This is a genomic window from Chryseobacterium sp. MMO-72 (assembly GCF_037146035.1).
GTDB classification, from domain to species: domain Bacteria; phylum Bacteroidota; class Bacteroidia; order Flavobacteriales; family Weeksellaceae; genus Chryseobacterium; species Chryseobacterium indicum.
The window spans coordinates 160,248-185,199 of sequence record NZ_JBBCWG010000005.1 but is presented as its reverse complement, the minus strand read 5'-3'; the positions used below and the strand labels follow the sequence as shown (position 1 = coordinate 185,199).

Below are 24,952 nucleotides of genomic sequence, written 5' to 3'. Positions count from 1 at the left end.
TTTCCGGCAGGTCGAGTTCATTCATTTCGTTCAAATTTTGTTTCACAAATGTAAGATTTTAAAATTTTCAGAACGATTCAAGCTTTGAAAAGTTTTCAAAAAGTTTCCCGCAGACTCATCATTCCTCAATCAACATAATTTCTTTTCTCTTAAAAAAAGAAAAATGATACTGTTGTTGAGTATTGTTAGTTTAGGGGATAAATTTTAATGAAATACTTTACCACATTTAATTTTAAGCCAATTCACAACTTATATACATTGTAATCCATTGATATTAGAGTATTTCATATCGTTATTAACAATTGTGGGTAACTTTCAGAATTTACTATTATTAATAAATATTTTATGGAAAATCCTGAGAATTCTCCCCAATAACTTTGTGAAAAAAAATGTCGGATCTATGAAAGTAAAATTCCATTACAAAATTTTTCAATGTTACGAAACTTTAGTTTTAGAACTTTTTTCAACAGTTACCCACAAGCGTTTTCACAATTAACTCCCAAAAATTTAAGACTTATCCACATTATACTTAACTTTGTGTGGAATAAATCTATTAAAGGCTTAATACAAGTATTATGAAAAGAAAAATAGCAATTGCTGCAGACCACGCAGGCTATGAATACAAGGAGATTGTTAAGAACTATCTTTCTGAACGATTTGAAATTCAGGATTTTGGCACGTTTTCCACAGACAGTGTGGATTATCCGGACTTTGTACATCCGGCAGCTACGTCGGTTGAAAACGGAGAAAATGAACTGGGAATTTTGCTGTGCGGAAGCGGAAACGGAGTTCAGATCACCGCCAACAAACATCAGAAGATTCGCTGTGCGCTTTGCTGGATGCCGGAGATTGCTTCCTTGGCAAGACAGCACAACGATGCCAATATGATTTCGATCCCTGCAAGATTCATATCAAAGGAATTGGCTATTGAAATTGCTGAAAAATTCCTTTCTACAGACTTTGAAGGAGGCAGACATCAGAACAGAGTAGATAAAATTGCATTCTGCTAAAAGTATAAAGGCTTGTAAATCAAATTGCAAGCCTTATTTATTTTTTATTTTGTATATTTGCAGCGTCCAATAGAAATTACAATCTATTATTTCCATACAAGCCTGTAGAAAATTTAAAAACACATTATTAAAAGGTTTTTCTCCACTCTTCTCCATATTTGTATTAAATTTATACAAAACTAAAACTTCCGTTGTAGAATAAATGGAAGGAAAATTGATGGGTTTTTACCAGTGAACTAAACTTTAAGATTTAAAAATCTCACGATTATTCGGTATTTTTAAATCATTCTGATTGAAATGATCGGAATTAAAAATTAACTAATTACAAATTAAAATGGCAAAAAAAAGAAAATATATAAGTCAGAAAAACGAACATAAACTAAAGGAAATCGGAAAACTGATCCTTAGATTTATGAATGAAAATTCCACAAAAGTCTATAATTATAAGCAGATTTCAGACGGAATAGATTATAAGAATCCAAGACAGAGAGAACTTGTGATTCAGGCACTGCACAGATTGCAGGCTGCCGAAAGAATTAAAGAAACAGAAAAAGGAAAATATATCGTTAACCTTAATATCAAAGGAACGTTAACAGGAATTATCGATTTCAACCAGTCCGGTAATGCTTATGTAAATGTGGAAGGTCTTGAAGATGATATTTTTATACACTCAAAGAATGTAAAAGATGCTTTGCAGGGCGATAAAGTATTAATTGTAACCTACACTTACAAAGGTAAAAAGCTGGAAGGCTCTGTTCTGGAAGTTCTGGAAAGAACGAGAACGGAATTCGTGGGAACTTTGCAAATCGTTCCTCATAAAGATTTTGGTTTTGTAGTTTGCGACAAAAAGACCATTAATACTGATATTTTTGTTCCTAAACCTAAATTTGGAGGTGCGGAAGACGGCAATAAAGTGATCGTAAAAATGACGGAATGGAGACCTGGAGATAAAAATCCGGAAGGAGAAATTATCCAGGTTTTAGGAGCACCCGGAGAACATGAAACAGAGATCCATTCTATTCTTGCCGAATACGGACTGCCTTACGAATTTCCTGAAGAAGTGGAAAGAGATGCGGATAAAATCGACAGAAGCATTAATGAAGAAGAGGTTGCAAAAAGATGGGATATGCGTGGAATTACAACCTTCACCATCGACCCGAAAGATGCAAAAGACTTTGATGATGCGTTATCCATCAGAAAATTAGACAATGGAAACTGGGAAATCGGAGTTCATATTGCGGATGTTTCGCATTATGTGGTTCCGGGAACAATTCTGGATGATGAAGCTTACCAGAGAGCCACTTCAGTATATCTGGTAGACCGTGTTGTACCGATGCTTCCGGAAGTTTTAAGTAATGATGTCTGTTCGCTTCGTCCGCACGAAGATAAATTCACTTTTTCAGCTGTTTTTGAGCTGAATGACAAAGCTGAAATCAAAAAACAGTGGTTCGGAAGAACGGTAATTCATTCAGACAGACGATTTACATACGAAGAAGCACAGGAAAGAATTGAAGGAAAAGACGGCGATTTTAAAGAAGAAATTCTTGTTTTGGATCAATTGGCAAAAATCATGCGTCAGAAAAGAATCAAAGACGGAGCAATTACTTTCGACAGAAGCGAAGTACGGTTCAATCTGGATGAAAACAACGAACCGGTGGGAGTTTACTTTAAAATAAGCAAAGATTCCAATCATTTGATCGAAGAATTTATGCTGTTGGCGAATAAAAAAGTATCGGAATTTGTTTCTCTGAACAAAAGAGGAGAAATTTCACAAAATACTTTTATTTACAGGGTTCACGACGATCCGGATCCTGCAAAACTGGAATCTTTGAGAGATTTTGTTTCGACTTTCGGATATAAAATGGACTTGGCGAATACCAAAAAAGTTGCGGAATCTTTAAACAAATTATTGCACGATGTAAAAGGAAAAGGCGAAGAAAATATGATCGAAACTCTGGCGATGCGAAGCATGAGCAAGGCGGTTTATTCTACAGAACCTATCGGTCATTACGGATTGGGATTCGATTATTACAGCCACTTCACCTCTCCTATCCGTCGTTATCCGGATTTAATTGCACACAGATTGTTGCAACATTATCTTGATGGCGGAAAATCTCCGAACAAGGCAGATCTTGAAGAAAAAGCAAAACACTGCAGTTATATGGAAAGACTGGCGGCAGATGCGGAAAGAGATTCGATAAAATTCATGCAGGTGAAATTTATGGAAAAACATTTGGGAGAAACTTTCAACGGGGTTATTTCGGGTGTTGCGGAATTCGGTTTCTGGGTAGAAATCCCGGAAAACGGTGCGGAAGGATTAATCAAATTAAGAGATTTAACCGACGATTCTTACTCTTATGATGCAAAAACTCACGCTGTGTACGGAAACAGGCATGGTAAAAAATACCAGTTGGGAGATCAGGTTCAGATCAAAGTGGTAAAAGCAAATCTGATTCAAAAACAATTGGATTTCAAGATTGTTGATTAGATTTTACAACAAAGAACTATATTTAGAAACTGCAAGAGATTGCAGTTTTTTTTATTTTACTTAAAATTTATTTGATGGGAAAATACTGTTTTAGATTTATAAGAAATATGAATACTGTAGCTGTTTTACTGGGCTTGTTATTATGTATTGAATGCAAAAGAAATGAACAGAAAATAGTTACTGAAAAGAGCGATCAGTCTCATTTTATAGAAGACAGCTTACCGTACAGTCCGTCTCTGAAATCTGCTTTATCCCAAATTAAAAGTTTTGATGACGGTAAAGGATCTGATGTCGATGTAATTAATAATTTTAGAATTGAAGAAAATTCATGGAAAGAAGAAATTGAAAATATTTATATAAAACTTCATGAAAAGATCAGAAAAAATGATCCTGAATCTCTTTCTTCACTTGAAAAATATCATGAAAGTTGGAAGAACTATCTGGAATCATATTATTCCTTTAAAAGAAATTTTTTAGCGCATTATATCTATTCTAAGCAATGGATTTTTTATGTTTTCCCGAAATTGAGGCAGGAATACAAAGATAAACTTATAGAATATTATGAATTGTATGAGTTTGATAAGTATTAATTGATCCGATGCTTTTCTTATTTGCTTTTTACAACATAAAAACTAACTTTGTATAAATAGATGAAATTATTTCATTGAAAACACCACTGAATGTTTGAACTTATATTATCTGCCATCGTTTTAGGATTCATGCTGAGTCTGGTTTTTATAGGACCGATTTTTTTCCTTTTAATTGAAACCAGCTTTTCGAGAGGTCCGAAACATGCTTTAGCACTGGATTTAGGCGTTATTTCTGCAGATCTTCTGTGCATTTTGGCAGCGTATTATGCGAGTGCAGATATAGTAACGCTCATTGATAAACATCCTGGATTTTACAGAATTACCGCCATTCTGATCTTTGTCTACGGAATTGTGATGATGGTTACCAAAACCAAGATGCATATTCCCGGAGAAGAAAAATTCATCAATCAAAATTATTTTAAAACCTTCGTCAACGGTTTTTTCTTTAATCTTCTGAATGTCGGAGTCATCCTTTTCTGGCTTGTCACCGTTATTTCAGTAAGAAATCAGTATCCGGATACCAGTAATTTCATTTTATACATCGGAATCGTCATCGGAACGTATCTCTTTATCGATCTGGTAAAAATATTCCTTGCAAAGCAGTTTCATGACAGACTTACCCAAAAATTAGCCAACAGAATCAGAAGAATTGTTGGCGGAATTCTCATCATATTCAGTTTCTTTATTTTCTTGCAGAGCTTTAAGAAATTCAATCAGTTTGATAAAAGACTGGAAGAAGCAGAGAAAACCGAAGTAAAATACAAAAAGACAAATGAATAAAATTATCTTTCCCAAATCTCTGAAAAAAGGCGATAAAATAGCCATTATTTCTCCTGCAGGATCCGTTGAATCTTCCCAGCTTGAAAAGGGAATCGAAATGATTAAAAATAAAGGTTTCGAAACCGTTTTGGGAGAACATCTTTACACGAAATATGCAAACGGATACAATTACGCAGGAACGGAGCAGGAAAGATTAAAAGACATGAACTGGGCTTTCAATGACAGCGAAATTTCTGCAGTCTGGGCTTCAAGAGGCGGTTACGGTTGTCAGCATCTTATTCAGGAGCTTAATCTTAAAAACTTTGCCAAAAATCCGAAATGGTACATTGGCTACTCAGACAATACGGTGATCCAGAGTTATCTGCTGAAAAAAGGCTTTGCATCCATTCACGGACAGACTGTAAAAACATCGAGCTTTGGCGTTACCGAAGAAAGCTACGATCTTATTTTTGATGTTTTAAAAGGAAAATCTCTTACATATACCCTCTCCTCTCATCAGTTTAATAAAAAAGGAAAGGTGGAAGGACATTTGGTTGGTGGAAATTTAGCCCTGATTTATGCGCTTTTAGGAACGAAATATTCCTTTGATTTTAAAGATAAAATTCTTTTCATTGAAGATATCGGCGAAAATTTTTATGCTCTCGACAGAATGATCATGAGTCTTGAATTAGCCGGAGTTTTTAATAAAATTTCAGGTTTGATTATCGGCGGAATGACCAATATGGGCGATGAAAAAGAAAATAAACAATACGAAGAAAGCTTTGATGAATTTGCCTACAAGTTAATTGCCGACAGAATTTCAAAGTATGATTTCCCAACAGTTTTCGGTTTCCCGAATGGACACATCAAAGACAACAGACCGTTGATTATTGGTGGAAATGTGAGATTAGAGGTTAAGAGTAAGGCTAAGACTATTGTTGAATTTAAGAAGAATATTATAAATTTATAAAAAAGTAATGTATGGTAATTCATGTACAAAAATTTGGAGCAATAAAAACAGCAGAAATAGATCTTAGTAAAAAATTATCTGTTTTTTGTGGTCCTAATGGAACAGGAAAAACATATTTAGCTTATTTAATTTATGCTCTCACTTCTCACAATAATCGAAGTATTAGAAATTCTTTAGAAAAAAAGTATTTAAGAGACTTATTAGAGAATAATGAAACCACAATAAATATAGATAAAGAATTACTTATTGAATATAAAAATCAAATTTTTATTTCGGTAAAGGAAAGTCTTTGGAATATTTTTGCACTATCAGAAAATAAATCCGAAAAGTATTTTAAGGATACTCAGATAACTTCTATCACAACTGATAAAGAATTTATAGAAAATATAAAAAAAATAGAGATTAATGAGCCTGTAAAAATTTTTGGATTTGACTTCAGTATTTTTAAAAGCGAGGATTCATTTGATGTCAAGATAAGTATTAGTGAAAAATTAATAAAAAATAATGATTTTATTAGCTTTATAGAAATATTGCTTCTCTCTAGTATTTATTCAATATTGTCATTTTATCCTGTTACTTCTTCGACAATTTTTCCTGTTGAAAGAAATTCAATATATACATTTAGTGATGAATTATCTATAAATAATAATGAAAGATTTGAATTAATTAAAGAATTATCTGCCGGAAAAAAAGATATAAATCCAATAGAATTGTTACTAAAAAGATCAACAAGATATCCCCAACCAATTAGAGATGGTTTAAGAGTAGCAGAAGATTTAGAAAATATTAAGAAGAAAGACAGTATATTTTATGACTTTGCTCTTGAGATAGAAAAAGAACTTTTAAAAGGGAAAGTTGATATAACAAATGAAGGAAACGTAGAATTTGCAAGTGAAAAAGCACCTAAAATTAAACTTTCATTTCATCAAAGTTCTTCAATAGTTAAAACTCTTTCAAGTTTAGTTATTTATCTTAAACATTTAGCTAGTTACAATGATTTATTAATAATAGATGAACCAGAACTTAATTTGCATCCTGATAATCAAGTGAAGCTAACTAGAATCTTTGCAAGACTTATAAATAAAGGTTTAAGATTAGTGATTAGTACTCATAGTGACTATATAATTAGAGAGATTAATAATCTTATAATGTTTTCTTCTCTTAAAGATAAAAAGAAATTTTCTGATTTATATGATGTTGAAAAGGGTGAATTTATTAGATTGGACGATATTGGAGCTTACTTTTTCAACTTTAAAAATGATAAGGCAAAACAAACCGAGGTTATACCAATTAAAATTGACAGGAACGGATTTGAAGTAAAAACATTAGATAAAACTATAGAAGATTTAAACGAAATCTCTAATAGTCTATATTTCAATTTAAAATATAATCAGTAGATGAGTTTTTTAGAGATTATTAAAGAATCAATTAGTGAAACATATATTTGTTCAGGAAAGTTTTTAGAGGAAAAAGAAGCAGGAATGAGAATTACAATAAATGGAGAAAATTTTATTTTTTGCAAATTTGGTATAGATGTTAATAAAGACTTTCTAAATCATTTTTCAAATGAATCTGGATTAAAGAAAATGGCTGATTATATTATTTTTTATAAATTATTTATACTTCATATTGAATTAAAAAAAGGAAAAGCGAATAATGATGCAAGCAAGCAATTGAAAGCGTGTGAGGAATTTACAAACTACATAATCGGAACATTAGAAAGGATAGGAAAAAAAATACAAAAGTCAAATTGTAAGTTTTATAAAATTAGAATTTCTGAGGCAGACATAAGAAAATTTAAAACTAAAACCAAACCGTCAGATTGTATACATAAAATTGAAGAAAATTATTTTTCATATAAATCTGATGTCTTAGATTTAATAAGATTCAATAAAATTTAATGGCAGATCACAACGATTTTGGTAAAAAAGCAGAAGAATTGGCCGCTGAATATTTACAGAAAAACGGTTATAAAATTTTGGTAAGAAACTTTCGATACCAAAAAGCAGAGCTGGATTTGGTTGCCGAAAAAGATAGTTTAATTGTAGTCGTTGAAGTAAAGGCACGTTCTACCGATGTGTTTAATCTTCCACAGGAAGCCGTAAACAAACGAAAAATTAAGTTGATTGTTTCGGCTGCCAATTATTTTATGGAAGAATACAATAAAAATCAGGAAGTACGATTTGATATCATTTCCGTTCTTCCTGACGAAAATAAAAATCTTATGATCGAACATATCACCGATGCTTTTGAAGCATTTGACGCCAACTGATTATGCAGAATATACATTGGGAAACAATATACAGCACTGTAGGATACGTTTTAAAGAATTATCCTTTAAAAATTGTTCTTTTCTGCTTCCTTTTCCTTGTTTTAGGTTTACTGATAAGTTCCTTTTTGGTCATCATCCTAAAAAAATACAAAGCTTTATCGCGCAGCCAGAAATACTACAACTGGTTTGTTAAACTTTATATTCCTGCTATTTTTATTGTCAACATCGTTTTTTCTTTAAAAATTGGATTATTTTGCGGAGTGTATTCTGCATTAAAGAAAGACAGTTATTCCATTTCCGAGCAGGTCTATAATTCCAGTACATACTATATCTTTAAAGACAACAGGTCTAAAAAAGTTTTTATTGAAGATCTCAGAAAAGTTGTTAAAGATCTCAGTCAGAAAAATAACAACACAAAGATTAAAGTCATTGATATCGCGAAAGCATACCACATTAAAAATGATATGATAGATCTTCCAAAAAACTGGATGGCTTCCATGTTTGTGAATCGGTATGGAGATAAAATCTATTCATTTATTATATATGGAATTTTGGATTCCGTTCCCAATGGAGGCATTACGAATGAGCTTTCTTATGGAGAGTTTGATGCAATATCAGAAAAACTTGTAGTACTGAATCCTGAAAATATTGAAAAATCCATCGTTCAGAAAATTCAGAATCTGTTCTTAATGATTTTAAAATCGCAGTTTACGACCATTCTAAAAGGAATTTTATTGATCTGGGTGCTTTTAATGAGTATTCCATGGTTTGAATTTTGGATCTATACACTTCTGATGAAAAGATTAAAAGACCATAATACAATTCAAAAATAAAAAGTAAAAATGAAAACAGTATTAATCACCGGAGCAACTTCCGGAATCGGAAAATCTACCGCCGAACTTCTGGCAAAACAGGGAAACAGAATAATTATCTGCGGAAGAAGGTCGGAAGTTCTTGAAGATGTAAAAAATGAACTTTCACAATATACCGAAATATTTAGTTTGAAATTCGATGTCAGAAATCTTGAAGAAGTGAAAACGGCAATCAGTTCTCTTCCTTCGGAATGGAAAAATATTGATGTTTTAATTAACAATGCCGGAAATGCTCATGGATTAGATCCTTTGTCTGCCGGAAAAACGGATGATTGGGATTCGATGATCGACGGAAATGTGAAAGGACTTCTGTACGTTTCTAAAATGATCATTCCGGGAATGAAAGAACGAAATTCAGGACATATCGTCAACATCAGTTCCGTTGCAGCGAGACAGACTTATGCAAATGGTGTGGTCTATTGTGCCACAAAAAAAGCAGTGGATGTTATTTCCGAAGGAATGCGAATTGAACTGACGGAATTCGGAATCAAAGTAACAAATATTCAGCCGGGAGCGGTAGAAACAGATTTTTCGATGGTAAGATTTAAAGGAGACAGCGAAAGAGCTGCAACAGTTTACGCCGGTTATGAGCCTCTGAAAGCCGAAGATATTGCAGATTCCATCGCTTACTGCGTCAATGCTCCGAAACACGTCTGTATTTCGGATATGACGATCTACCCTTCTGCTCAGGCGGAACCAAGAACCATTCACAGAAAGTCTTAATCTGAGTTTTTGATTATGAAACTCTTATCTTTGTTATTGGTCTTCTGTTATATTTTTGGATACTCACAGAAGTATTCAAAAGACGAAAAACAACTCCTTTCTCAGACGGTAAAACTGGATTCTCTGATACAGAATAACGATTCCAGAGTTTTAGATTTATTCGAAGATGATGTTTCTTTCGGGCATTCCAATGGATGGATTCAGAACTATTCGGATTTTAAGAGAGATTTCAGCTCGAAAAAAGTCATTTATGATAAGATCGAACAGATTGAAATTTCAGAGCTTAAAAAAGATAAAAATATCTGCTCACTTAGAAGAAAAATAAAAGTTTCAGGAACCTACAAAAGCCAGAAATTCGAAATGATTCTTGCATTGCTGGAAATCTGGAAAAAAGAGAAATCGGTCTGGAAACTCTGGAGCAGGCAAAGTGTGGAAATAAAGCCATAAATTTGCACTGAAACAATCAATTTGGATTTTGTTGTTGATTTTAAATTTGAAAAATGAAAATTCTATATCTCGAAACCTCGTCAAAAAACTGTTCCGTAGCCATCTCCGATAACGAAAAGTTATTGTGCGTAACGGAAGAAGTTTCTGAAAACTACAAACAGTCTGAAAGTCTGCATACTTTTGTAGAATGGGCATTGGAAGGAGCCGGAATTTCCATGAAGGAGATTGAAGCGGTTTGTCTGGGAAAAGGTCCCGGTTCTTATACCGGATTGAGAATTGGTGCGGCTTCTGCAAAAGGCTTTTGCTACGGACTTAAAATTCCATTGATTGCGGTAAATTCTATGGAAAGCATCATAGAGCCTTTTTTAGATCAAAACTACGATTTGATAATACCAATGATCGATGCGAGACGAATGGAGGTTTATACGGCGGTTTATGACGGAAAAACAGGCAAAGAAATTTCTGCAACGGAGGCTAAAATTTTAGACGAAACTTCTTTTGAAGAATTCAAAGATAAAAAAATCCTTTTTGCAGGAGATGGAGCCAAGAAAGCAAAAGAGATTTTACAGCTTCCGAATGCCGTATTTGATGAAACCGTTTATCCTTCTGCAAAATATCTTATTAAAAAAGCACTTGAAAAAATAGATCGGGAAGAGTTTGAAGATATTGCTTATTTTGAGCCTTTCTATCTCAAAGATTTTCATGGAGTAAAGAAAAAAAATAAAAGCGAAGAGTAGTTCTTCGCTTTTTATTTTTACTGTGGTTTTGCCGGTACTGTATTGGCGGGCATATTATTCGGTTTTTTTGGAGGGCCGTTTCCATTATTGTTCATCGGCTGGCTTTGGGAATTATTTCCCTGCATTTTCTGAGTTTTGCCAATCTCATTATTCTGCTGCATCGGCTGCTGCGGAATATTGCTTCCGGAATTTCCCGGATTTTGAGGGATCGAATTTCCTCTGTTGTCGGTAGCCTGAAAGCTCAGATCACTTTTCAGATAATTAAGCATTTCTTTGGCTTTCTCGCCTTCCGGAGTTTTACCGTAATTCAGGGCAATCTGTTCCAGTTGGAGAATCATTACCTCTTTCCCACTCGATTTTCCTGAGTTAAATGCATTCAGCAAATATAATTTCGGAACTAAAGCATCTTTCGGATTTTGCTGTATCGTACGGTCAATAAGATCTTTACTTTCCCCGAACTTTTCAGATTCATATAAAGCAAATGCCTGTTTGTACTGGTTTTCTACATCTGCAGAAGATTTTACGAAAGAATTGCTCTTAGGATTTCTTGCAAATTCAGCGTATGATGTATAAGGATAATCCTTTAAAAGAATTTGTTTTGCTCTTTCCGAAGCTTGTGGATTTTTTTCATAATTCATGGCAAAAATCTCGTATAAAGCCTGCAGCATTACTTTTTCTTCAGGTTTTACATCCACCAGATCATACAGGGTTTTTGTAGCTAAAGGGGTATTGGTAAAATAATTCTGATACATAACTCCCAAACCTAAAGAAGCGGTATCTCTGTCTTTTTTCAGCTGATCCAGTTTTGCAACATCCGTCGGAATCTGCTCTATGTAAAAAGCCGGTTCAAAACGTCTCGGATTTGGCGCTGCAGTAGTTCCCAGAGCATCATTCTTTAAATCTTCAATGGTTGCCATTTTCTTGGAAAAACGCCAGTTATCTACCAAAGCTCTGTCGCCCCAGGTCTGTTTAAAGGTCTGTGTTCCTTTAGAAACGGTTCCTGTATTACTGAAATAAAATCCTTTGGTTGCCACTCCGAAATCTTCAAAAGAATTTGAGCTGTTGGCAAATATGGAAGTTGCATTATAATCTCCCGTATCAAATCCTTTGGATCTTTCTGCACGTTTTCTTTCCAGTTCTTCCCTTTCTTCTTTTGCCTTGATTTTAGCAATGTATTTATTGAAAAAATCTGTTTTCTGATCGGTAGACATTTTTGCCAGATTAAGAATACTGTCGTTCTTTTTGATCAGATAATAGTTTTTTGAAATCTTTTTGATGTAGGTTGACTGATCCGTAAGAAGAACCTTGGAAGGTTCATACGTCATTACAGCCAAGGCAGAATCATAATACGCTCCGGCTCCGATGTAGTCGTTTTTATCCAGATATCCCTTCCCGATTTCATAGTATGTAAGACCTCGGATCTGCCCGTCGGAAACTTTTTCTTTCAGAGATTTTCTGAAAAATTCCTGAGCCTCCTCTTTTTTTCCGGCTTTATTGGCCATGAGTCCCAAAGCATAATAAAATTCATTCTTTCGCGATCCGTAAGTTCCTTTTTTACTGATGTCTTCAAGGTATTTTCTTGCTCCGCTGTAATCTCCGTTTCCGTTGAAGGTTTTGGCAATTTCGATCTGGGATTTTACCTCAAATTCAAAATCATTGGCGTATTTATAAGCAGCCATGAAGCTTTCTCTGGCTTTCTCATTCTGATTAAGACCTTCCAGAACCTGCCCTCTCAGATAAGCAATTCTGCTCTTTAGTTTCCTGTTGCTGTTCAGTTCAAAAGCATTATCCAGCTCTTTTACTGCTTCTTCTTTTTTTCCGGCATCCAAAAGAGATTCAGCGTAATAAATGCTTAATAATTTTTCGTATTGCTTGGAAATTTTATCCCCTCTTAATTTGGCAAAAGTCTCATGAGCTTTATGGTAATTTTTGATCTGATCATACGCTAACCCCTGATAAATTCTGGCTAAAGGAAGCCTTTTATCATCCTTCATGTGCGTAAAAACATAATTAAGTGCATCAAGAGCTTCAAGAGATTTTCCTCTGTAAATTCTCGCCTGTGCAAGGATCATATACGCATCAAAAATCTGTTTGTTCTGCTCTTCTCCATGTCGCAGCACGGAATATTTGTTGATTGCTTTTAAAGCTTTTGCTTCTGCAATTTCCAGAGTCGTTGCTCCTTTTTGTTCGGGTTGGCTCGGCTCTCCTGTAGCTGAACCCGGTCCTCCCGACATCGGATTTCCGGGCATTCCTGAAGGTATTCCCGGAGTACGGCCGCCGCGAGAATCGCTGTTTTGCTGAGGACGGTTGATCTCTCCCATTTTCATAGAATTTTCCGCGAAAGCTGCAGATTGCCCCAGATCACTTCCCAAAGGCTGATCTTCATAGGTAAGAATGGGAATATAAGGCGCATAAAAATTATCTTTATGTCCTTTATCGCGGGTCTCAAACTCATTATTTAAAGCATCTTTTGCATTAAATAATGTGTTGTAATATGTGGTAAATCCTTTCATAAACTTAGACCGCTGCTCCGGCTTTTTCACCTTTGTGGCGCATGAAGCAACGATACAGAGTATCAAAAGGAATAAAATATTCTTTTTCATTATTAAATATAACTCGCTAATCTACTTTTTATTATCAGTAGAATTGATGATTTTGTAAAAATAATAAAATTTTACGGGGAAACTTGTTCTATTTCTTTCAAAATTTTGTAAACCAAATGAGTAGGAAGTCCCATAATCGTATAGTAGCTTCCGGTTATCTTTTTGATTTTTGCCATTCCGAGCCATTCCTGAATGCCGTAGCTTCCTGCTTTATCGAAAGGTTTATAATTCCGGATATAATAGTCTGTTTCATCATCTGTGATTTCATCAAATTCCACATCGGCAACATCAGTCTTCGTGATGGTTTTATCTGAGGTTTTTATGGTAATTCCTGTGTAAACCTGATGGGTTTTTCCGGAAAGCAGTTTTAGCATTTTTCCTGCTTCTTCTTCATTCTGTGGTTTTCCCAAAAACTGATCATCAATGGCTACAACGGTATCTGCCGTCAGTAAGACTTCATCTTTTTCAAGACTTCGGAATGTATCTGCTTTCAGTTCAGATAAATAAGCAGCAGACTCCCCTACTTTAATATGCTCAGGAACAATTTCTTCACAATCAATTTTCACGACTTCAAATTCAAATCCTAAACTTGCTAGAAGTTCTTTTCTTCTCGGAGATTGCGAGGCTAATAATAATTTCATTTACAGTAAATTAAGTAGATTGTGTATCGTCGTCATCGTGCCAGTTTCCCTGAACTTTCATCACCTGTTCAATTACATCACGTACAGCACCGCTTCCTCCTTTGATGGGCGAAATATAATCGGAAATGGCTTTTATTTCGGGTACTGCATTTTCCGGACAGGCAGAAATGGCAGAATTCTTCAGGATCTGAAGATCAGGAAGATCATCTCCCATTGTTAAAATTTCATCGTATTTAAGGTGATGTTTTTTTCTGAAATCTTCAAAATCTGCCATCTTGTTGTGAGATTTGGCATAATAATCTTCAATACCAAGGTAATTGATTCTGTGTTTTACCATTTCATCGTTCCCGCCGGTAATTACTCCGATCAGATAATTGTTTTTTAATGCCTTTACAACGGCATATCCGTCCAGAACATTCATTACCCGGCACATATTTCCGCCGGGCATAAGATATACGCTTCCGTCGGTGAAAACACCATCTACATCGAATACAAACGCTTTGATATTTTTTAGTTTCTCCTTATAACTCATACATTTTCTGAATTGAGTGATTCATTGTTTTATAAATTTCCAGGCTTTCCCCATACAGTAATTGTTCGTGAAGCTCCAGTATTCTTTTGTCATTTCTTACTGCGGGTCCTGTCTGGGCAGATCGCGGCTCAATTTCGTAAATTTTCTGTACAGTTTCATCAATCAGCGGTAAAAAATAATCAAAAGGAATTTCCTGCGAATCCGAAATCTCTTTAGCCCTTGTAAACAAATGATTTACAAAATTGCAGGCAAAAACTGCAGTAAGATGAATATACTTTCTTTTTTCATGGGTACTTTCCATGACGTTCTTTGAAATTTTGGAAGCAATTTCAAAAAGTAACCTTTTATCCTGTTCGTTTTCTGTTTCGATGAAAAACGGAATTTTAGAATAATCCAGTTCTTTCAGTTTTGAGAAGGTCTGCAAAGGGTAAAAACTTGCTTTTCGATAGTCGCCTTTCAGGCTTTCTTTAGGTAAAGATCCGGAAGTATGCACTACAAGACTGTCTTTTTTAGTAATCATTTTCGAAACTTCTTCAACAGAATTGTCACTTACACTAATGATGTATAAATCTGAATCGACTAAAATTTTAGTTGAATAGGGTATTTCTAATTCTTCCGAAATTTTTTTTAACTCCTCTTCATTCCTGCCGAAAATCTGAGCCAGAGGAATGTTATTCTCAACAAATGCTTTTGCCAGATGATAGGCAACATTTCCTGAACCGATAATTACAATTTGCATAAAACAAATATAAGTTTTTACGGTGATTTGAAACACGAAACTTTATTCTTAAAAGCAGAATTAATTAATTTTAACGTTCGAGAATCGGGATTTAAAATAAATATTTTTCCATAGTTTTTTACTATAAAGATCAATATTTTAATAATAAATGTTCTTTGATAAAGCATTTCTGCCAATATATAGTTTCTTATAGTAAGCAATACACGGTAAAGATTTCAAATAATTCATATATTTAATTATGATATTTGGACTAAAAATTGAAGGAGTAATTTAACTTTCAATTATTTTTGTAATCCAAAACAATGAAAGCATCCTATGAAGATTAAAGACACGGAGATTATTTCGTTGATGCAAGATCCGCGAACTCAGGAAAAAGGAGTTCGTGCCTTAATGGATGCTTATCAGAGTAGATTGTATTGGCACATAAGAAGAATTATTGTGGACGGAGATCTTGCTCAGGATACTTTGCAGGAAACTTTTATTAAAGCTTATCAGAATTTTCATCAGTTTAAAAATGACAGCCAGTTGTACACATGGCTGTACAGAATCGCCACCAATGAAGCGTTGCAGCAGGTGAACAAACTGAAAAAAATGCAGAAAACGGATGAAGATCCGGAGTACCATATGCAGAATCTTATTGCAGACAATACAGACGGTGATGCGGAAGAAATACAGATTTTGCTGCAGAATGCCATACAAAGCCTGCCCGAAAAGCAGAAACTGGTATTTATGATGCGGTATTATGATGATTTGCCTTACGAAGAAATATCCAAAATTGTGGATATGTCGGTAGGAACATTAAAAACAAATTATCATTATGCCAAACAGAAGATAGAAGAATATATCAAAGAGAATTACGAAAGATAATTTTTGAGAAACAACAGCATGAAAGATTTTGATCTGGAAAAATTGAAACGCAAAAATATATACAAAGTCCCTGAAAATTTGTTTGAAAATATTCAGGGGAACGTATTGAGCGGGATCAATGATTTTGATCTTGAGCAACTGGAACGTAAGAATATTTACACTGTTCCGGAAAATATATTTGAAACCGTTCAGGATAACGTTGTGAAAAGTATTCTGCCTGCTAAAAAAGCACCGATTTTTAAACTGAACTGGGCATATGCAGCAGCGGCGTCTATTGCTTTGGTTTTTGGAGCGACATTTGTTTTCAATAACGGAGATCCCGCAGATCCGGCAAAGGAACAGGTTGCAGTAAACCATCAGGAACCGAAAACGGAGAGCCAGATTGCTTACGAAACCTTAAAATCGGATTTAACTTCTGTTGAAAATACTAATCACACAGATAGCAGTCAGGATAATAATAAGTCTTTAGCGAAAGAAGAAAAACCGGCTAAGACAGCAGATGAAGTGAAACCAAAATCTTCACCATCTGTTTCGAAACAAAATGAGGCTCAGATAAACGAGTATCTGGATTCTTTCTCAAATTCCGAAATATCGGAACTGGCAAGCAATTCTACACAGGACGTTTATCTGGACTTATATAATTAAAAGAAAATGAAAAAGATATTATTTACGCTTTTTATTATCTATAGTTTTGGTCTGAATGCCCAAAGGACAGATTATGACTGGAAAAAGATGGATCCCAAGCAGAGAAAGGAGATCATCAATAATCTTTCTCCTGAGGAAAGAAAGGCACTTCTGATGAAATTCAGAAACAATATGGTGATGGAAAATCTTGATATTGATCCTAACGATAAAGATGAATTTACCGATATTTATAATGAATATCTGGAAAGCCAGAAGCAGATAAAAAGTCAGTTCAATTCAGATTTTAATCCTGAAGATCTATCCGATGAAGAAGCGAAAGCCAAGCTTCAGCAGAGTTTCGAAGTAGGGCAGAAGCTGCTTGATAACAGAAAAAAATACGCAGATAAAATGCAGAAGGTAATACCTTGCCAAAAAGTTTTGAAACTTTTTCAGTCTGAAGGAATGATGAGAGATAAAATGAATGAAAGAAAACCTTTTGGGAATAGTGGCAGCGGTAGCGCTCTAAGACCAAGACAAAACCCATAATAGTTTATTTTTTTAATGTTGGACGACCCTTGCAATTTATTTGTAAGGGTCGTTTAATTTTAAATTAAAACTATATTTTTGCGAAAATTTTTGACGATGAAGAAGATAATTCTGTTTTTGATGTTTTCGTGCTTTCTAACCGAACAGAAGACAGCACTCGATTCCGGAAAAACAGAAACAGATATACCGGAAAATCTGTCTGCCATTTATATTGATCCGCTTACCGGAGAATATATTTTTACCGAGTAATTTTAATTTAAAAAATTTAATGATGAAAAAATTTTTGCAGCTTGTGACGACTTGTCTTATGATTATTTCTTTTGCCCAGAATAAAGAAGTAATAAAACTGAAAGGGGATATTCCTAATAATGGAGAAGGAGATTACAACACATTAATTGTTATTGATAACAGAAAAGATAAAACCATCGGAGTTCTGCCTTTTGGAGATGGCAAAGAAATGAGAGAAGTTTCCTTTCAGAACAGTGTGGAGGATGATCTTTCCGAATGGTACCGTAAAAGCAATCTGAAGGGAGGGAAGCAGGATCTTGTGTTAGTTCTCAATGATCTTAAATTATCTGTAAAAGAAACCTACGAAAGGAAAAACATCGGAACCATGAAATTTTCCCTGCAAAGTTTTGTGAAAGAAGGAGATAAATATCATTTTCTGTATAAAAAAGACACCACATTTATGTTCAGCCACAGAGATGTTGCTGATGCGATGGTAAGAAATATGCATCATCTTTTTTCTTTGTATCTTGAAAAAACATACAAATCCAAACCTTCAAAATATGATCTTACCTTGAATGATATTTCCAACTATCAAAGCTATGTAAATAATTATCCTGCTTTTAAAAATCAAACCCTGAAAGAAGGAATTTATCTGGATTACAATTCGTTTTTCAGGCAGACTCCAGAAGAAGGCTACGCTTTGGAGCGATGGGAAAATGGAACATTAGACAGGGCTGTAAAAACCGAAAATGGAAAGAAGATGAAAATTCCTTCCCGTAAAATGTTTATCTATGTAGAAAACGGAAAAGCGTTTAAAAATACCTATTCCGGATTTCAGGAGCTGCTAAAAAACGAAAAAGGATTTTATATTGTTGCAAAACCTTCAAGTTTATTTCCGCCTCAATATGATATTAGATTAGGAATCATGTTTGGATTGGTCGGCGGAATTGCAGATGCATTACTTTTTAATCCGAATAAGCTGAGCCATAATCCTCAGGAAATTTACATTGATCCGATGACAGGCGAGTACGATTTTAATGATATTTTTGATCAATTACCATAAAAGAATTTTGGTCATATTTAATCATTAGGAGATAAATAACTTTACAGATTCAAAACAGGTTGCCAATGTCGGAAACTTGTTTTTAATCTTGGATGACCCTTGCAATTTATTTGTGAGGGTTGTTTAATTTTAAATTAAAACTTTATTTTTAATGAAATTTTTAACTATGAAAAAAATAATTCTGTTTTTGATGTTTTCGTGCTTTCTAACGGCACAGAAAATTCAGTATATAGAACTTAAAAATAATATCAAAGACAAAAATCATATTGCTAAATCTTTTACTCTATTAGATAAAAGAAAAGACAAAACTATTGGAATTGTATCGCACAGGAAAGATCCTTATGAAGTAAAATTTGAAAAAGATGATTTTGAAAAATTATTTACTGAGTGGTTTGCGGAAAATAATAAAGAAACAGGAAAAACGGATTATTATCTTATTCTCGAAGAACTTGCAGTAAAAGATATTCCAACCGAAAGATCACAAATGGGGCATCTGCAAATGAAAATGGTTACTTTTCTTAAAAGAAATGATAAATATTATTTTTTAAAAAAGTTTAATATTTCCAAAGACTATATGCAGAGAGATCATGCCTATATTACTAGAGCTATTGCAGCCAGAATATCTGCTGAATTATCCAATATTATTAATGATTCTTACGATGTAAAGGCTCTAAACTATCCTATAGCCGAAAATGAACTGGAAGAGTATGAAAAGAATATAACGGAAAAAATGCCGATTTATAAAGCAGATTCTCTTACGAACGGAGTTTATATGGACTTCAGATCATTTGTAGATCAGAAAAAAGATATGGAACTTATTGTCAGAAAAAATAATGAAGGTAAAATAAAAGGGGTTAAAAGAATTGACGGGTATGATAATTTCAAAGATTATTTTGCCGTAATAGATAACGGAATCGCTTATAAAAAGACACCAACAAGCCTTATAGAAATCGAAAAGGATGAAGAAGGGTATTTTATCACTGCCGCTGCGGAAGAATTATTTCCAGAACAAACCAATTACTATGTAGCAGGAGCAGCAGGAGGAGGCTTAATAACAGCTTTGGCTGTCTCAGTTATAGATCTGGCTATTTCAAGAATCAGAAAGCAGAATGCAAAATATTACAGAGTTGGAATAGATATGCTAACAGGAGAATATATTTTACCTGCAAACTTTGATAAAAGTAAATAGATTGCTTATAAAAAAGAGACAATGCGTCTCTTTTTCTCTTTTTATAAATGAAAGGAATAAGAAGCGGTATTCATCAGCAAAGAGAATGCTCCGTATTTGTCGTTTTTAAGAATCCATTTTTACATCAAAAAGTAAAATTATTTTGAAAACAGTCCGGATCTGTCCTAATGTTTATGAAAGTAGAAACGAAATTAAATTTTAATTTTATTGGCTTATAAATTGATACTAAAAAATACTGCAACTTCAGAAGGTAAATGAACAAGTCTATCGTAATTTTAGCTCTTATTTTTAATTGTTTCTTCTTTTTCCAGGCACAGGAAAAAAAGGATTCGATCTATTACAAAATTGAAAAATTTTCAGATAAGAGAAAATTTACAAAATTCCTTCACCGCTTTATATTTCGTAGAGAAGCAGATTCCGTTTCCGTAAAAACAACCACCGAAAAAGTAGCGCAGGAAACATATGACGGAAAATACATCAGAAATATTACAATAGAAACCATAGATCCTTTCGGATATGGCTCTCGGGATAAAAAAGAAAAATCCAGATGGTACGACTGGTTTACCAATCATCTTCATTCCAATACAAGAATTTCCACGGTTAACAATTATTTACTTTTCCAAAAAGGAGAAGAATACAATGCCCAGAAAATCTACGAGTCTGAACGTCTGCTGAGAACAATGCCTTTTATCAACAGAGTGAACATCAGTATTTCCGACAGTACTTCCACCAGAGATTCTATAGATGTTATCGTAAAAGTGCTGGATTCATGGAGTCTGAAACCCAGAGCAAGCTATTCCGGAAGTAAAATCGGATTAGGCGTTACCGAAGAAAATTTTCTCGGACTGGGGCATGATTTAAGTTTTCTCTACCGTAACGATTCTAAAGAAAAGCAGAATTACTTACTGGGAAGCTATACCGCATACAATTTATGGGGTTCCTACATCAATGCACAGATTCTGGGAGAGCGGGATTTTGCTAAAAATGAAAAAATAAGTCTCAGTGCAACGCGCGATTTTTTCTCCCCATTAACCCAATGGGCGGGAGGATTTAATTTTGAATACTTCATGCGCCGCGTTTTGCTGCCGATCGAATCCGAAACCGTTTTTCCCGAAGCTCAGATTAAAGTGTACAGTCAGAATTTGTGGGGAGGTTACCAGATTCCTATAGCCTCAAGATCTTCAGAAAAAGTTTCCAGCAATATTGCTTTAATCGGAAGATTTCAGAATTATCAGTACAAGGATAATCCGGCAATAGACAAATACGATTACTTTACCTCTTACAGCAGTTTTCTGGCGTCTGTAGGATTTATACAACGAAAATTTTCTGTTCAGAAAAATATCTTTCAGTACGATCTTCCGGAAGATATTGCGTACGGAACTTCGGCGAGCCTTACAGCGGGAGGCTTGTCCAGAAACAACAGAATCATTCCGTATGCCGGAATTTCTGTAGCACACGGAGATTTTACCAATATAGGATATTTCAGTGTGAAAGCACAGTTCGGGAAATTTTTCAATGAGGAAAGACAAAACCGCGAATCTTTCCGATTGGATGCTACCTATTTTACCAATCTTATGGATTGGAAGTTTGCCAGTGCGAGACACTTTTTTTCTCCCACATTAGCTTTGGGAAACCCACAGCAAAACTATTCCTACAGAGACCGCATCAATCTTTCTTCCAGTGATGAGTTTCCGGTGTACAGTGCAGATTATATCGGGACAAAAAAACTCGTTCTGCGCTATCAGCTTCAGCTTTTCGTAAACAAAACATGGAAAAACTTTCATTTCAGTCCTTACTTAACAGCTGCAGCAGGCTGGTTGGCGGGACCGGATGAAAAATTGTTAAAAACAAACGTTAATACAAAAATAGGAATCGGCGTTCTCATTAATAATCCTTTTCTGGTATTCAACCGGATTCAGATTTCCTTCACCTATTACCCAAAAGTTCCTTTTGACAATAATTCATTGTTTGATTTCAACAGCAACCGGAACAATCTTTTGCCAATGAACAGCTTTACAACAGACATCCCGCATTTCGTAAATTTTGGAAATTAAAAAAGGGCAGAATTAAATTTTTGTTCTTAAAAATTAAGACTAAGGAATTATCCTGCATTTTGTTATCTTTGCAAATTACAAGATTCTTAAATGAAAAACATACGAAATTTTTGCATAATCGCCCACATCGACCATGGTAAAAGTACTTTGGCGGATCGTCTTTTGGAATATACCAATACGGTGACTCAGAGAGAACTGCAGTCTCAGACACTGGATGATATGGATTTGGAGAAAGAACGTGGAATTACCATTAAATCCCACGCGATCCAGATGGATTATGAATATAAAGGAGAAAAATATATTTTAAACCTTATTGATACACCGGGACACGTAGATTTTTCTTACGAAGTTTCCCGTTCCATTGCTGCCTGCGAAGGAGCGCTTCTAATTGTAGATGCAGCACAGAGTATTCAGGCACAGACGATTAGTAATTTATATCTGGCACTGGAAAACGATTTAACCATCATACCTATTCTGAATAAAATTGATCTTCCTTCCGCAAACCCTGAAGAAGTAACCGATGAAATCATGAACCTGATCGGTTGCGACTATGAAGATGTTTTAAGAGTTTCCGGTAAAACAGGAGAAGGAGTTCACCATTTGCTTGAGCAGATTGTAGAAAGAATTCCGGCTCCGGTAGGAGATCCGAATGCGCCGCTTCAGGCTTTGATCTTTGATTCGGTTTATAACCCGTTCAGAGGAATTGAGGCTTACTTCAAAGTGGTAAACGGAAGTATTTCTAAGAACGAAAAAATTAAATTCTTCGCAACCGGAAAAGAATACGGAGCTGATGAGGTTGGAACACTGAAATTGAAACAGGTTCCTAAGAAATCGGTAGAATGTGGAGATGTAGGATATCTGGTTTCCGGAATTAAAGATGCTAGAGAAGTAAAAGTAGGGGATACAATCACTTCTTTTGAAAAACCTGCAGCAGGACCGATTGAAGGTTTTGAGGAAGTAAAGCCAATGGTTTTTGCCGGAATTTACCCGATTGACTCTGAAGATTTTGAAGAATTAAGATTCTCTCTTGAAAAATTAAGACTGAATGATGCCTCTCTGGTTTTCGAACCTGAAAGCTCTGCAGCACTTGGTTTTGGTTTCCGTTGCGGATTCTTAGGAATGCTTCACATGGAAATCGTTCAGGAAAGACTGGACAGAGAGTTCAACATGAACGTGATTACAACGGTTCCCAACGTATCTTACTTCGGGTATACCAAAAAAGAACCTGAAGTTCCGATTATGATCAATAACCCTTCGGAAATGATGGATCCTACCACGATGGACAGAGTAGAAGAACCTTATATTAAAGCTTCTATCATTACAAAATCTGATTTTGTAGGTTCTGTAATGACACTTTGTATCGAAAAAAGAGGAGAAATCGTTAACCAGAGTTACCTGACTTCAGACAGAGTAGAATTAATCTTCAATATGCCTTTGGCTGAGGTGGTTTTCGACTTCTACGACAGGCTGAAATCTATTTCTAAAGGGTATGCTTCATTCGATTATCATCCGATCGGTTTCAGAGCTTCCAAGCTTGTAAAAATGGATATCCTGATCAACGGAGATATGGTAGATGCTTTATCATCATTGATTCACGATTCGAACGCTTATCACATCGGTAAGAAAATGTGTGAAAAACTTCGTGAACTGATCCCGAGACAGCAGTTTGATATTGCCGTTCAGGCAGCATTAGGAACGAAAGTTATTGCAAGAGAAACCATTAAAGCGTTAAGAAAAGACGTTACCGCAAAATGTTACGGAGGAGATATTTCCAGAAAGCGTAAACTTTTGGAAAAGCAGAAAGAAGGTAAAAAGAAAATGAAGCAGATTGGTAGGGTAGAAGTACCGCAATCGGCGTTCATGGCTGTTTTGAAGCTGAATGATTAGTGAAAGAGCCAAGTAAAAAGGCAAAAGATAAAAGTAAATCCGCAGATTATTTCTGCGGATTTTTGTTTTTAAGATATGAATTCGTAAATTTGTGTATTCATAACGCAAATTAAAACAATGGAGTCTCCAAAAAAATTACAGGATATAAAAGTGGCTGTAGATGCCGTAATTTTCGGATATTTTGATAAGAAAGATTTACAAATCCTTCTCATTAAAAGAAACATTGAGCCTTTCAAAGGAGGTTGGGCGCTTCCCGGAGGTCTGGTTTTGGATGATGAAAACCTTGATGATGCCGTAAAACGCGAACTCCACGAAGAAGCAGGAATAAAGCCCGATTTTTTGGAGCAGCTGTACACTTTTGGAAACGTCGGCCGCGATCCCCGAAACCGCGTGGTTTCCATTGCTTATTTAGGACTTGTCAATCCATCCTATCATGAGTTGTTTGCCGATTCTGATGCCGAAGATGCACAATGGTTCAGCGTCAATCAGCTTCCGAAACTGGCTTTTGATCATCAGACAATTATTGATATTGCCTTAAAAAGACTTCGTACGAAAATCCAGTATCAGCCGATCGGTTTTAATCTTTTAAATGATGAATTTGCTTTTTCAGATCTTGAAAACCTATACAAAACCATCATCGGTAAAGAAATAGACCGCCGTAATTTCCGCAAAAAGATCATGAGCTACGGATTGCTTAACGAAACCAATAATCTTAAAAAAGAAGGCAGCGGAAGACCCGGAAAACTCTTCACTTTCAATCAGGAAAAATACAGGGAACTCGAAGAGCAGGGATTTTATTTCGAAATCAAATAGTGTTTTTAAACGCGAATAGCACAAATATTTACACGAATTTTCACGAAAATTTCTTTTCTGTGTTCGGTGTCATTCAGAATGAAGCGAAGCGGAATGAAGAATCTTTACACTTAGACCAAACATAATAATAGATTCTGTGAAATTCGTTCGCATCCCTTCAGGCTGTGTCAGAATGATACAATGTGTGTATATTTTACCCTCTATATTAATTGATTAAAATTTGAGTCCTTTGTGAAAAACATTGCGTCATTTGTGTTTAAAAAAAATCAGCTTACCAAGTCAATACGATTCCAATTTC

Annotated in this window: 25 protein-coding genes; 21 read left to right on the top strand and 4 right to left on the bottom strand. The window is 34.9% G+C overall.

Annotated elements, in window-relative coordinates; translation table 11 throughout:
• The first annotated feature begins 575 nt into the window (after window positions 1-575).
• From rpiB to tsaB, 12 genes are all read left to right on the top strand, one after another.
• Window positions 576-1,010, top strand: coding sequence for a ribose 5-phosphate isomerase B (rpiB, locus tag WFH39_RS09580; protein WP_116098708.1), 435 nt, complete (start codon window positions 576-578; stop codon window positions 1,008-1,010).
• Window positions 1,011-1,344: 334 nt separating this feature from the next.
• Window positions 1,345-3,498 carry a ribonuclease R gene (rnr, locus tag WFH39_RS09575; protein ID WP_336689736.1) on the top strand — a complete coding sequence of 718 codons (2,154 nt, stop codon included), beginning with the start codon at window positions 1,345-1,347 and terminating at the stop codon, window positions 3,496-3,498.
• Window positions 3,499-3,605: 107 nt separating this feature from the next.
• Window positions 3,606-4,088, top strand: coding sequence for a hypothetical protein (locus WFH39_RS09570; protein WP_336689735.1), 483 nt, complete (start codon window positions 3,606-3,608; stop codon window positions 4,086-4,088).
• Between the two features lie 90 nt (window positions 4,089-4,178).
• Window positions 4,179-4,868, top strand: coding sequence for a LysE family translocator (locus WFH39_RS09565; RefSeq protein WP_076391058.1), 690 nt, complete (start codon window positions 4,179-4,181; stop codon window positions 4,866-4,868).
• Window positions 4,861-5,817, top strand: a complete 957-nt coding sequence (locus WFH39_RS09560; RefSeq protein ID WP_336689734.1) for a S66 peptidase family protein — start codon at window positions 4,861-4,863, stop codon at window positions 5,815-5,817. The genes WFH39_RS09565 and WFH39_RS09560 overlap by 8 nt, the downstream gene beginning before the upstream one ends.
• Window positions 5,818-5,828: 11 nt before the next feature.
• Window positions 5,829-7,214 carry an AAA family ATPase gene (locus WFH39_RS09555; RefSeq protein WP_336689733.1) on the top strand — a complete coding sequence of 462 codons (1,386 nt, stop codon included), beginning with the start codon at window positions 5,829-5,831 and terminating at the stop codon, window positions 7,212-7,214.
• Window positions 7,215-7,718: a hypothetical protein gene (locus WFH39_RS09550; protein ID WP_336689732.1), complete on the top strand. Its 504-nt coding sequence runs from the start codon at window positions 7,215-7,217 to the stop codon at window positions 7,716-7,718.
• Window positions 7,718-8,089, top strand: coding sequence for a YraN family protein (locus WFH39_RS09545; RefSeq protein ID WP_214587798.1), 372 nt, complete (start codon window positions 7,718-7,720; stop codon window positions 8,087-8,089). The genes WFH39_RS09550 and WFH39_RS09545 overlap by 1 nt, the downstream gene beginning before the upstream one ends.
• Before the next feature lie 2 nt (window positions 8,090-8,091).
• The gene (locus WFH39_RS09540; RefSeq protein ID WP_336689731.1) at window positions 8,092-8,922 is read left to right on the top strand and encodes a hypothetical protein; all 831 of its coding nucleotides are present in this window, start codon (window positions 8,092-8,094) and stop codon (window positions 8,920-8,922) included.
• A 9-nt stretch (window positions 8,923-8,931) separates the two neighbouring features.
• The gene (locus WFH39_RS09535; RefSeq protein WP_336689730.1) at window positions 8,932-9,684 is read left to right on the top strand and encodes an SDR family NAD(P)-dependent oxidoreductase; all 753 of its coding nucleotides are present in this window, start codon (window positions 8,932-8,934) and stop codon (window positions 9,682-9,684) included.
• 15 nt (window positions 9,685-9,699) lie between these two features.
• Entirely contained in the window at window positions 9,700-10,131 is a 432-nt protein-coding gene (locus tag WFH39_RS09530) for a hypothetical protein (protein ID WP_336689729.1), read from the top strand.
• Between the two features lie 53 nt (window positions 10,132-10,184).
• On the top strand, window positions 10,185-10,868 hold the full coding sequence (gene tsaB, locus WFH39_RS09525; RefSeq protein WP_336689728.1) for a tRNA (adenosine(37)-N6)-threonylcarbamoyltransferase complex dimerization subunit type 1 TsaB: 684 nt from the start codon (window positions 10,185-10,187) through the stop codon (window positions 10,866-10,868).
• Window positions 10,869-10,885: 17 nt separating this feature from the next.
• Here the strand turns inward: tsaB and porW are convergent, their stop codons facing one another.
• From porW to WFH39_RS09505, 4 genes are all read right to left on the bottom strand, one after another.
• The gene (porW, locus tag WFH39_RS09520) at window positions 10,886-13,471 is read right to left on the bottom strand and encodes a type IX secretion system periplasmic lipoprotein PorW/SprE (RefSeq protein WP_336689727.1); all 2,586 of its coding nucleotides are present in this window, start codon (window positions 13,469-13,471) and stop codon (window positions 10,886-10,888) included.
• 71 nt (window positions 13,472-13,542) lie between these two features.
• Entirely contained in the window at window positions 13,543-14,112 is a 570-nt protein-coding gene (locus tag WFH39_RS09515; protein ID WP_336689726.1) for a Maf family nucleotide pyrophosphatase, read from the bottom strand.
• A gap of 10 nt (window positions 14,113-14,122) precedes the next feature.
• On the bottom strand, window positions 14,123-14,644 hold the full coding sequence (locus tag WFH39_RS09510; protein ID WP_214587805.1) for a KdsC family phosphatase: 522 nt from the start codon (window positions 14,642-14,644) through the stop codon (window positions 14,123-14,125).
• A complete protein-coding gene (locus tag WFH39_RS09505; protein WP_336689725.1) occupies window positions 14,634-15,383 on the bottom strand; it encodes a Rossmann-like and DUF2520 domain-containing protein in 750 nt (249 codons plus the stop codon). Before WFH39_RS09505 ends, WFH39_RS09510 begins: the two co-directional genes overlap by 11 nt.
• Before the next feature lie 315 nt (window positions 15,384-15,698).
• Between WFH39_RS09505 and WFH39_RS09500 the strand changes: the two genes are divergently transcribed.
• The 9 genes from WFH39_RS09500 to WFH39_RS09460 all read left to right on the top strand — a co-directional run bounded on the left by WFH39_RS09500 (window position 15,699) and on the right by WFH39_RS09460 (window position 24,654).
• Window positions 15,699-16,250, top strand: a complete 552-nt coding sequence (locus WFH39_RS09500) for an RNA polymerase sigma factor (protein ID WP_214587807.1) — start codon at window positions 15,699-15,701, stop codon at window positions 16,248-16,250.
• A gap of 18 nt (window positions 16,251-16,268) precedes the next feature.
• Entirely contained in the window at window positions 16,269-16,895 is a 627-nt protein-coding gene (locus WFH39_RS09495) for a hypothetical protein (protein WP_336689724.1), read from the top strand.
• A gap of 6 nt (window positions 16,896-16,901) precedes the next feature.
• Window positions 16,902-17,420, top strand: a complete 519-nt coding sequence (locus WFH39_RS09490; RefSeq protein WP_214587808.1) for a hypothetical protein — start codon at window positions 16,902-16,904, stop codon at window positions 17,418-17,420.
• 96 nt (window positions 17,421-17,516) lie between these two features.
• On the top strand, window positions 17,517-17,669 hold the full coding sequence (locus WFH39_RS09485) for a hypothetical protein (protein ID WP_336689723.1): 153 nt from the start codon (window positions 17,517-17,519) through the stop codon (window positions 17,667-17,669).
• 22 nt (window positions 17,670-17,691) lie between these two features.
• Complete coding sequence (locus WFH39_RS09480; protein ID WP_336689722.1) at window positions 17,692-18,711, top strand: hypothetical protein; 1,020 nt, start codon at window positions 17,692-17,694, stop codon at window positions 18,709-18,711.
• A gap of 166 nt (window positions 18,712-18,877) precedes the next feature.
• Window positions 18,878-19,900: a hypothetical protein gene (locus tag WFH39_RS09475; protein ID WP_336689721.1), complete on the top strand. Its 1,023-nt coding sequence runs from the start codon at window positions 18,878-18,880 to the stop codon at window positions 19,898-19,900.
• 254 nt (window positions 19,901-20,154) lie between these two features.
• The gene (locus WFH39_RS09470; RefSeq protein ID WP_336689720.1) at window positions 20,155-21,954 is read left to right on the top strand and encodes a hypothetical protein; all 1,800 of its coding nucleotides are present in this window, start codon (window positions 20,155-20,157) and stop codon (window positions 21,952-21,954) included.
• A 90-nt stretch (window positions 21,955-22,044) separates the two neighbouring features.
• Window positions 22,045-23,841 carry a translation elongation factor 4 gene (gene lepA, locus WFH39_RS09465; protein WP_336689719.1) on the top strand — a complete coding sequence of 599 codons (1,797 nt, stop codon included), beginning with the start codon at window positions 22,045-22,047 and terminating at the stop codon, window positions 23,839-23,841.
• Between the two features lie 117 nt (window positions 23,842-23,958).
• The gene (locus tag WFH39_RS09460) at window positions 23,959-24,654 is read left to right on the top strand and encodes an NUDIX hydrolase (RefSeq protein ID WP_336689718.1); all 696 of its coding nucleotides are present in this window, start codon (window positions 23,959-23,961) and stop codon (window positions 24,652-24,654) included.
• The last annotated feature ends 298 nt before the right edge of the window (window positions 24,655-24,952 follow it).

What these genes read in the sequence shown, in the direction of transcription:
- rpiB (WP_116098708.1), top strand. Translation starts at nt 576, where the DNA reads ATGAAAAGAAAAATAGCAATTGCTGCAGACCACGCAGGCTATGAATAC.
- rnr (WP_336689736.1), top strand. Translation starts at nt 1,345, where the DNA reads ATGGCAAAAAAAAGAAAATATATAAGTCAGAAAAACGAACATAAACTA.
- WFH39_RS09570 (WP_336689735.1), top strand. Translation starts at nt 3,606, where the DNA reads ATGAATACTGTAGCTGTTTTACTGGGCTTGTTATTATGTATTGAATGC.
- WFH39_RS09565 (WP_076391058.1), top strand. Translation starts at nt 4,179, where the DNA reads ATGTTTGAACTTATATTATCTGCCATCGTTTTAGGATTCATGCTGAGT.
- WFH39_RS09560 (WP_336689734.1), top strand. Translation starts at nt 4,861, where the DNA reads ATGAATAAAATTATCTTTCCCAAATCTCTGAAAAAAGGCGATAAAATA.
- WFH39_RS09555 (WP_336689733.1), top strand. Translation starts at nt 5,829, where the DNA reads ATGGTAATTCATGTACAAAAATTTGGAGCAATAAAAACAGCAGAAATA.
- WFH39_RS09550 (WP_336689732.1), top strand. Translation starts at nt 7,215, where the DNA reads ATGAGTTTTTTAGAGATTATTAAAGAATCAATTAGTGAAACATATATT.
- WFH39_RS09545 (WP_214587798.1), top strand. Translation starts at nt 7,718, where the DNA reads ATGGCAGATCACAACGATTTTGGTAAAAAAGCAGAAGAATTGGCCGCT.
- WFH39_RS09540 (WP_336689731.1), top strand. Translation starts at nt 8,092, where the DNA reads ATGCAGAATATACATTGGGAAACAATATACAGCACTGTAGGATACGTT.
- WFH39_RS09535 (WP_336689730.1), top strand. Translation starts at nt 8,932, where the DNA reads ATGAAAACAGTATTAATCACCGGAGCAACTTCCGGAATCGGAAAATCT.
- WFH39_RS09530 (WP_336689729.1), top strand. Translation starts at nt 9,700, where the DNA reads ATGAAACTCTTATCTTTGTTATTGGTCTTCTGTTATATTTTTGGATAC.
- tsaB (WP_336689728.1), top strand. Translation starts at nt 10,185, where the DNA reads ATGAAAATTCTATATCTCGAAACCTCGTCAAAAAACTGTTCCGTAGCC.
- porW (WP_336689727.1), bottom strand. Translation starts at nt 13,471, where the DNA reads ATGAAAAAGAATATTTTATTCCTTTTGATACTCTGTATCGTTGCTTCA.
- WFH39_RS09515 (WP_336689726.1), bottom strand. Translation starts at nt 14,112, where the DNA reads ATGAAATTATTATTAGCCTCGCAATCTCCGAGAAGAAAAGAACTTCTA.
- WFH39_RS09510 (WP_214587805.1), bottom strand. Translation starts at nt 14,644, where the DNA reads ATGAGTTATAAGGAGAAACTAAAAAATATCAAAGCGTTTGTATTCGAT.
- WFH39_RS09505 (WP_336689725.1), bottom strand. Translation starts at nt 15,383, where the DNA reads ATGCAAATTGTAATTATCGGTTCAGGAAATGTTGCCTATCATCTGGCA.
- WFH39_RS09500 (WP_214587807.1), top strand. Translation starts at nt 15,699, where the DNA reads ATGAAGATTAAAGACACGGAGATTATTTCGTTGATGCAAGATCCGCGA.
- WFH39_RS09495 (WP_336689724.1), top strand. Translation starts at nt 16,269, where the DNA reads ATGAAAGATTTTGATCTGGAAAAATTGAAACGCAAAAATATATACAAA.
- WFH39_RS09490 (WP_214587808.1), top strand. Translation starts at nt 16,902, where the DNA reads ATGAAAAAGATATTATTTACGCTTTTTATTATCTATAGTTTTGGTCTG.
- WFH39_RS09485 (WP_336689723.1), top strand. Translation starts at nt 17,517, where the DNA reads ATGAAGAAGATAATTCTGTTTTTGATGTTTTCGTGCTTTCTAACCGAA.
- WFH39_RS09480 (WP_336689722.1), top strand. Translation starts at nt 17,692, where the DNA reads ATGAAAAAATTTTTGCAGCTTGTGACGACTTGTCTTATGATTATTTCT.
- WFH39_RS09475 (WP_336689721.1), top strand. Translation starts at nt 18,878, where the DNA reads ATGAAAAAAATAATTCTGTTTTTGATGTTTTCGTGCTTTCTAACGGCA.
- WFH39_RS09470 (WP_336689720.1), top strand. Translation starts at nt 20,155, where the DNA reads ATGAACAAGTCTATCGTAATTTTAGCTCTTATTTTTAATTGTTTCTTC.
- lepA (WP_336689719.1), top strand. Translation starts at nt 22,045, where the DNA reads ATGAAAAACATACGAAATTTTTGCATAATCGCCCACATCGACCATGGT.
- WFH39_RS09460 (WP_336689718.1), top strand. Translation starts at nt 23,959, where the DNA reads ATGGAGTCTCCAAAAAAATTACAGGATATAAAAGTGGCTGTAGATGCC.